The 7,878-nt window shown below is 66.9% G+C and carries 8 protein-coding genes; 2 read left to right on the forward strand and 6 right to left on the reverse strand.

Translation table 11 applies throughout. From position 1 onward, the window contains the following. On the reverse strand, positions 1–1,207 hold a 1,207-nt coding region (locus ACIQ6O_RS10045), incomplete at its 3' end, for a hypothetical protein (protein WP_396207649.1). A gap of 93 nt (positions 1,208–1,300) precedes the next feature. Here ACIQ6O_RS10045 and dtd point away from each other — a divergent pair. Further along, positions 1,301–1,780: a D-aminoacyl-tRNA deacylase gene (gene dtd / locus ACIQ6O_RS10050; protein WP_396207650.1), complete on the forward strand. Its 480-nt coding sequence runs from the start codon at positions 1,301–1,303 to the stop codon at positions 1,778–1,780. Positions 1,781–1,881: 101 nt separating this feature from the next. Here dtd and ACIQ6O_RS10055 read toward each other — a convergent pair whose 3' ends face one another. Further along, complete coding sequence (locus tag ACIQ6O_RS10055) at positions 1,882–3,096, reverse strand: trans-sulfuration enzyme family protein (protein ID WP_396207651.1); 1,215 nt, start codon at positions 3,094–3,096, stop codon at positions 1,882–1,884. A gap of 35 nt (positions 3,097–3,131) precedes the next feature. On the opposite strand from ACIQ6O_RS10055, the gene ACIQ6O_RS10060 reads away from it, so the two are divergent. Continuing rightward, on the forward strand, positions 3,132–3,740 hold the full coding sequence (locus tag ACIQ6O_RS10060) for a Maf family protein (protein WP_396207652.1): 609 nt from the start codon (positions 3,132–3,134) through the stop codon (positions 3,738–3,740). Positions 3,741–3,744: 4 nt separating this feature from the next. Here the strand turns inward: ACIQ6O_RS10060 and ACIQ6O_RS10065 are convergent, their stop codons facing one another. The 4 genes from ACIQ6O_RS10065 to ACIQ6O_RS10080 form a co-directional block, all read right to left on the reverse strand. Then, the gene (locus tag ACIQ6O_RS10065; RefSeq protein ID WP_396207653.1) at positions 3,745–4,851 is read right to left on the reverse strand and encodes a glycosyltransferase family 9 protein; all 1,107 of its coding nucleotides are present in this window, start codon (positions 4,849–4,851) and stop codon (positions 3,745–3,747) included. Next, entirely contained in the window at positions 4,848–5,666 is an 819-nt protein-coding gene (locus ACIQ6O_RS10070) for a lipopolysaccharide kinase InaA family protein (RefSeq protein WP_396207654.1), read from the reverse strand. Before ACIQ6O_RS10070 ends, ACIQ6O_RS10065 begins: the two co-directional genes overlap by 4 nt. Then, positions 5,663–7,246, reverse strand: coding sequence for an adenylate/guanylate cyclase domain-containing protein (locus ACIQ6O_RS10075; RefSeq protein ID WP_396207655.1), 1,584 nt, complete (start codon positions 7,244–7,246; stop codon positions 5,663–5,665). The genes ACIQ6O_RS10070 and ACIQ6O_RS10075 overlap by 4 nt, the downstream gene beginning before the upstream one ends. 2 nt (positions 7,247–7,248) lie before the next feature. After that, a partial coding sequence (locus ACIQ6O_RS10080; protein WP_396207656.1) for an anthranilate synthase component I family protein occupies positions 7,249–7,878 on the reverse strand: 630 nt, incomplete at its 5' end.

Genomic DNA, 7,878 nt, shown 5'->3' on the forward strand with positions numbered 1-7,878 from the left:
CCGAGGGCAGGATGCGCAGCGCATCGCTGTACAGCGCCTGGGCGCGTTCCACCGCCTCGAGCACCGATTGCGGCGCATCGCTGGCCGGCTTCGCAATGGGCTGACGCTCCTTGTGTGCTGCGAGCGTGGTGCGCAGCGTGCGGGCCGACGCCTTTTCCTGCTCGAGCTGCTGGCGCGTGTCGGAGAGGCGCTCGCGCGTACGGGCGAGCTCACCCTCCGCGGCGCGCACCGCCTCCTCGAGCTGGCGCACGATCGCGATGAGCTGCGTCTTGTCCATCTCCACGCCGGACTCGGCGGCGGCGAGCGCCTCCGTGGCGTCGGGACGGGCACTGTACGCCCCCGACCGCAGGTCGCGCAGCGTGTCGGCGATCGCCGGATCAGAGAACGGCCGCTGGACCGACACTTCAGCCAGGCGCTGCACCAGACGGCGGCGCTCACCCGGCAGGGCGAGTGCCCGCGCGAGCACGAGCGGGTGCTGGAACGGATCGGACTCCAGCGTGAACCCGGGGAGGTACGCGCGGGCCGAACCGAGGAACACCGAGCGCGCATGCCCACCCACGGCGTCGGAGAGCGCGAACGTGTCGGAGTGACGGAGCTGGAAGCACAGACCGAGCCCGAACATCTCCGACGCGAACTGCTCGGGGGGCAGCACGTAGCCGCCGTCGGGCAGTTCGGTCAACAGCAGGACCGGCATCGTCCGGGCCGGGTCGCAGAGTACGAAGCGCACGAAGGCATCCAGCGTGCCCGCCTCGAGCTGGGTGGGAGTGCGCTGCAGCGGTCCGTCGTTCGAGACCAGCGTAAACGCGGCATCGAGTTCGCTGAGCAGGCGCGGCGGACGCACTGGCGGTGGTGCGCCGTTGGCGGCGCCACCTTCGGTGCCCACGCGGATGTTCACCTGACGATGCTGCCCACCACCCGCCGTCGAGGTCACCACGTAGGTCACGTGCGTGGACCACTGCAGCGACCGGTCGAGCGGATCGGGGGCGTGCACGACGATGTCGGCGAGCGCCGAGCCCTCGTGGCGAAAGGGGGCCCAACGGAGAATACGGCCGCCGTCGAGCGTATGGTTCGAGGGGGTATCCCAGCTGAGCTGCTGGCCCTGATCCAACCCTAGCCAAGCCACGCAGGCCGCGAGGAACGCCGAATCGGCGTCCGTCGCCGCACTACGCGGCGTCAAATCGAAGTGGAGCGCAAGACGTGGGTGCACGGTTCTGTTGATTTGCATTGTCCTCGAATCATCACCACGCGACATCAGCAACGCTGCTTCCGCGCAATCGACTCGAAGCCAATCTTTGATTCTATGCGAATACTACTCCAACGCGTCCGGCGTGCTGAAGTCCGCATTCGAGAGGAGACGGACACGGGGCCGCGCGAGCGAATCGCGGGAAAGATCGACGGCGGCTATCTGCTGCTCGTCGGGTTCACCCATACTGACACCGATCACGAGATCGAATGGATGGCCGACAAGGTGCTCGGTCTTCGCCTGTTCCCAGACGCAAACCAGAAACTTAACTGCGATATCGGTGAACAGGGGGGCGAACTCTTGGTGGTTTCCCAGTTCACCCTGTACGCCGATGCCCGTAAAGGACGTCGGCCGAGCTTCGTGGACGCGGCCAGACCGGAGATCGCCCGCCCGCTGTATGACAAATTTTTGACGTTTCTGAAACAAAGCGGCGTGCCGCTGGCCACGGGGGAGTTCGGCGCCATGATGGACGTCGAACTCGTGAATGATGGTCCCGTCACCATCTGGCTCGAGCGCGAAGCTGGCGTCTCCTCCTGAACCGATCGGTGAAGTCGCCAACCTCAGCTATATGTACAAACCGTCAAATCCGTTGAGCAGTCCGCACTTTTACGAAGTGCACGCGCGGCATGCGGACCACGTCAGCTGCCGAGCGCCTGCTCCAGGTCGGAGATGATGTCCGCTACATGTTCAAGGCCGACGCTCACGCGGATGAGGCCATCGGAAATGGCGACCGCCTGACGTTCGGCCGGGGTGAGCTTGCTGTGCGTGGTCGAGGCCGGGTGCGTGACGATGGTGCGCGTGTCGCCCAGGTTCGCTGAATGGGACACCATGCGCACGCGATCGAGGAACCGCCGCCCCGCCTCGAGCCCACCCTTGAGCACCAGCACGACGATCCCACCCCCTTGGCTCATCTGTCGGGTCGCCAACGCGTGCTGCGGGTGCGACGGCAGGAACGGATAGCGGACGGATTCGAGCGCCGGATGTCCCTCGAAATGCTTCGCCAGCGACAGGGCGTTTGCGCAGTGCCGATCCATGCGCACGGCCAGCGTTTCGAGTGACTTCGACAGCAGCCACGCGTTGAAGGCGCTCATCGCCGGTCCGGTGTGACGCGCGAAGAACCGACAGTCAGCGATGTAGTCGCGATCGCCGATGATGGCACCACCGAGTGCGCGTCCCTGGCCGTCGATGTACTTGGTGGCCGAATGAATCGAGATCGCGGCGCCCAGCGCGAGCGGGCGCTGCAGGTACGGGGTCGCGAAACAGTTATCCACGACCAGCGGAATCCCGCGGGCCTTCGCAAAGGCGCCGAGCCACTCGAGGTCGATGAGTTCGAGCCCCGGATTCGAGGGCGTCTCGATGAAGATCAGCTTCGTGTTGGGCTTCACCAGCCGTTCCCAGCTCGACGGGTCACTCACGTCAGCATAGTCGCTCGTCACGCCCCACTTGGGGAGAATGCGCGTGAAGATCTGGTGCGTGCTCCCGAACAGCGCCCGCGAGGCGAGCACGTGATCGCCCGAGGACACGCGGGCGGCGATGGCGGTGAACACCGCTGACATCCCCGAGGCCGTCGCGATGCCGTCTTCCCCACCCTCGAGCAGGCAGAGCTTGTTGATGAATTCGTCGGTGTTCGGGTTCGAGTAGCGGCTGTAGATGTTGCCTGCCACCTCCTCGGTGAACAGCGCGCGCGCATGCTCCGCATCGTCGAAGCGGAAGCTCGACGTGAGATAGAGCGGCACCGAGTGCTCGTGTTCCGGCGACATCGGCGCCTGCGCCCGAATGGCCAGCGTCTCGAAATGGGCGGTGGCGTCGCTGCGGGGGGCGGGCTGCGGAGTGGAGGCGGCGCGTTCAGACATGGCAAAATGGAAGAAGGTCCTCGTAAACTTATCGTATGCCCCCTTCGAATCAGACGCCCGTGCGCGTCATTCTCGCCTCGCAGTCCCCGCGTCGTCGCGAATTGCTCGCGCAGATCGGTATCGTGCACGAGGTCCGGCCGGCCGATATCGACGAAACCGTATGGCCCGGTGAAGAGCCGGTGCAGCATTCGGAGCGCCTGGCCCGGGAGAAGGCGCGCGCCCTCGCGCTGCAGCACCCCGATGCCGTGGTGATCGGGTCCGATACGATCGTCGTGATCGACGGTGCCATCCTTGGCAAGCCGGCCAATGCCGCCGATGCCGTGGACATGCTGCTGCGTCTGTCCGGACGTGAACACACGGTCTACACGTCGGTCGCCGTGGCGCACGAGGGTCGGACGCTCTCTGGCGTCGAGGCGGTGCAGGTGACCTTCCGCCCGCTCGATCGCGCGCTCGCCGAAGCCTACGTGGCCACCGGTGAACCGATGGACAAGGCCGGCGCGTATGGCATCCAGGGTTTCGGCGCGACCCTGGTGGAGAAGATCAGCGGCGACTACTTCGCCGTGATGGGCTTACCCCTGGGCCGGCTCGTCGGCCTGCTCCGCGAGCTCGGCTACGAGTACGCGTTCGGCGCGGTGCGGGGCTAGCGGTTTACCCAGACAGCAGCCCCCGCGATCTCAGCTGCGCGAGGCGCTCCTGTTCGTATCGCGCCCGCCACACCGCGAGCTTCGCCGTGACATCCTCCACGCTGATGCGCTCCACGCGTCCCTCGCGGTATGTCATGTCCAGCGGATAGTCCTCGCCGGGATCACCGTAGGCATCGATCATCAGGTCGTGCGCGAAATCATACGGCCCCACCCGCTTGGGGTTGGTATACCCCAGCAGCGAGATCACGGGCGTGCGCAGCGCCACAGCGAGATGCAGCGGCCCCGTGTCGGGGGACAACGCCACCGCCGCTCCGTCGAGGATGGCCGAGAGCTTGCGCAGCCCGCTGCCGAGCGCGGAATGCGCAAAGGGCGCCTCGCGCATGATGATCGCCTCGGCCGCCACCTCACGCGGGGATCGACCGCCCACAAGCACCGGCTGAACGCCGTACTCGTTCCACAGCACGTGGCACACCTGCGCCCAGCGTTCCGGCATCCAATCCTTCGCCGCCTTGCTCGTGGCCACCACGATGGGCGCAATCGGTCGTGAGAACTGAGCGAGGAACTCGCGCTGCCACGCACGCTCGTCGTCGTTCCACGGACCCAGCGTCCATTGCGGGGCGGCGTGCACCACGCCGAGCGCATCGAGAAATTCGAAGTACTGGTCCTGTACGTGCTGCCCCACGTGCGGAGCGATGCGGTGCGTGCTGAAAAGCCAATTGGCATCGCGCGCACGCTCACGGTCGAAGCCGAGCTTTACCGGTGACCGCGTGAATCCGGTGATGAGCCCCGCCTTGAAGTATACCTGCAAGCCGAGCACCACATCGAACGGTCTCGTGGCGAGTTCGGCCCGTACGTCGAGAAACCCGCGCCACCCTTTCGAGCGATCGAAGAGAATGATGTCATCGACCAGTGGATGACCGCGCACGAGTGTGGCGGGGCCGGGCTGCAGCACCCAGGTGATGTGGCTCTTGGGCGCATGCGCCTTGAGCGCGTGAATGATGGGCATCACGTGCACGGCGTCGCCCACGGCACTCATCATGACGATGCCGATGCGCTGCAGTGTCACCGGTGGTAGCGGCGGCGTGGTGGCGGGCTTCACCGCCGTGCTCACGGGCGCATCCCGGCAGAACGGTGAGTGGGCGTCGCGTCCGGCGTCCGCGCCAACGCAGCAGCAGCAAACGCGGTGATCGACGTGTCGCTGAGGTCGCAGCCGAACTGTCGCTTCCACTTGTGGAGCGACCGCGACAACCGGGCAACGTTGCGCTCCATGGCCTGGGCGGGCGATGCCGCGTGCAATTGAACGACATCCACGTCGATGACCATTGCCCGTGCCGGTGCGCCCTCGGGCGTGTGCAACAGAATGTTCTTCACGTTGAGATCCGGGTGAACCACTCGATGCGCGGCGAGATTCGTCAACAGGTCCAGCGTCGCGCCAAGTGCTGCATCGCACTCGATGGCGGGGGCGAGCCCGGCGAGCACCATCCCGAGATCTGCGGTGTCCGGAACGTAGCGGGTCATCACGTCCACGCGGGCGAGGCCGAACACCGCGTCGTACAGCACATACCCAAGCACCTCGGTGGTCGGAATGGCCATCGCCTGCAACTCGCGCGAACGCGCCAGCTCGAGCGGCGCGCGCGTGGGACGTCGAAACAGATCCTGTGTGAGTGGGGCCAGCAGGCCACCGTGCCATGCGTGGCGCACCACCACCGTGGGGCCGCCATTGGGCAGCGCCGCCACGTACACGGGCGCTCGGCCACGCAGGGCGCGCGGCTGCGGCTCCGAGGAGGCCCAGTCGTACAGCGATCCATGCGTCTGGACGAGATCGGCCACGCGCGGCAGCAGCACCGCTGGCGCGTACACGGTCGCGGCTTCGACGCGCGCACTTTCGATGGTGGGGAGCAACGTGCGCGTCATGTCTCGCGTCATGTCTCGCGCTCCACCTGCCACACGGGGCACGGGTCGGTATTGCGGCGCACCACGTGGAGGTCGTCGCGCGAGGTGTAGCGCAGCGGAACGCGACGCATCGCGCGCGCGGTCTCCACGATCGGCTCGCTCACCAGCACCTCGCCCACCTTGGCGAGCGCACACAGCCGACTGGCCACATTCACGGTGTCGCCGATGAGTGTGAACTCGAGGCGCCGCGGCGAGCCGATGTTGCCCACGAACGCGTCGCCCTGATGAATGCCGATGCCCGCGTGCAGCTCCGGTCGTCCCTCCATCCTCCAGCGGGCGTTCAGCAACGCGAGCGCGTCCTCCATCGCGAACGCCGCGTGCAGGGCGCGGTCGGCATCGTCGTCACGCGCCTCAGGAGCACCCCAGTAGGCCATGAGGGCATCGCCGATGAACTTGTCGAGGGCGCCGCCGTGCCGGAACACGCACTCCACCATGGCGCTGAAATACTCGTTCAGCTGACTGGCCATCTGCATCGGCGGGAGCGACTCGGCGATGGTCGTGAAGCCACGGATATCGCTGAACAGCACCACCACAGGCATGCGGGTGCCGCCCGGTTCCACGAGACGCGTAGTAGACGCAATGCGCTCCGCGAGCTGCGGCGTGAAATACCGTTCGAAGTTCTCGCGCACGCGGGCAGCCTGCAGCCGTTGTTCGGCCGCCGTTTCGCGTTCCACGGCCGCCGCGGCAATACCGGCAAAGGCGACCAGCAGGGCGAGATCGTCGTCGTCGAACGCTGCGCCGTCGCCAAGATGGTCCACGTACAGCACACCGATGGTGGCCCGCTGTTCACCGAGCAGCGGGGCCGCCATGGCCGACTTCACCGACTGCTGCAGAACGGATTCGCCAGCCGTCCGCGTGTCGCTCGCTGCATCGTTGGTGAGGAGCGCTACCTGGCGTTCGGCGACCCCGTTGGCGATCGCGCGCGGCACCGGCCGCGGAATACGACCGTGGCGGTCACGGGAGACACGGCTGTCCAGCGTTCCGTCAGCGGCGGTGAGCAGAATGGCCACTCGGTCGGCAGCGAACGTAGCGAACAGGTCGGTGGTGATGGCCTCGAGCAGGTCCTCGAGATCTCCGTACGCGCCGAGTCGCTGGGCAAGGCGTACCAACTGCGTGAGACGCTGCGTGGCGCGGCCGTTGCCATCGGTGTCTCGCGCGACATCGGCCAGCGCTTGATCGGGCGAGGGAACGACGCGCTCGCGCAGCAGCGTCGCGCCCGGGTCGCTGCTGCGCGGCGACGGCGCGGGCCGGATGGGGGTGGGCTCCGCCGTGAACGCCGTGAACGCCACGGTGCCGAACGCAATGCGATCGCCGGACCGCAGCTCCCCGCGCGTCACACGGTTGTCGTTGATCCAGGTGCCGTTCCGGGAACCGAGGTCGGTTACGTGCACCACCCCGTCGCCGTCGCCCACACGCAGTTCGGCGTGGCGCCGCGATACGGCGGGATCGAGAATCGGCAGGTCGCTGAGCGGATCGCGTCCCACCACCAGCGCGTCGCGGTCGGCGAGGGAAAAGCGGCGATCACCCGCCACCGACTCCAGAACGAACGGCATGCTCAGCGAATGGCCGCCGCGCGCGCGCGGCCGATGGCGGTGAGCATCGCCCGCGCCTTGTTCTCAGTCTCTTCCCACTCTTTTTCCGGCACACTGTCGTGCACGATCCCCGCGCCCGCCTGCACACTGGCCACGCCATCGGCGATCACGCAGGTGCGAATGGTGATGGCAAGGTCCATACGCGTGTCCCCGGCGCCGATCACGCCGAGTGCACCCGCGTAGGCCCCGCGGCGCTCCGGTTCGAGCTCGTCGATGATCTCCATGGCGCGCACCTTGGGAGCGCCTGTCATGGTGCCGGCGGGGAACACGGCACGGAATGCGTCGAGCGCACTCGCTCCGTCAGGCAGCTGCCCCTCCACCTGGCTCACGATGTGGAAGACATGCGAGTACTTCTCGATCACCATGAGATCGGTCACCTCCACGCTGCCATATTCGGCGAGTCGCCCGACATCGTTGCGGCCAAGGTCCACCAGCATCACGTGTTCGGCGCGCTCCTTTTCGTCGTTGATGAGCTCATCGGCCAGCGCCTGATCTTCAGCCTCGGTACGCCCGCGGGGGCGCGTGCCGGCGATGGGACGCACCGTCAGCTTGCCATCGGCCACACGCAGCATCATTTCGGGCGAGCTGCCTAC

The organism is Gemmatimonas sp. (genome assembly GCF_044345575.1).
Lineage (GTDB): Bacteria > Gemmatimonadota > Gemmatimonadetes > Gemmatimonadales > Gemmatimonadaceae > Gemmatimonas.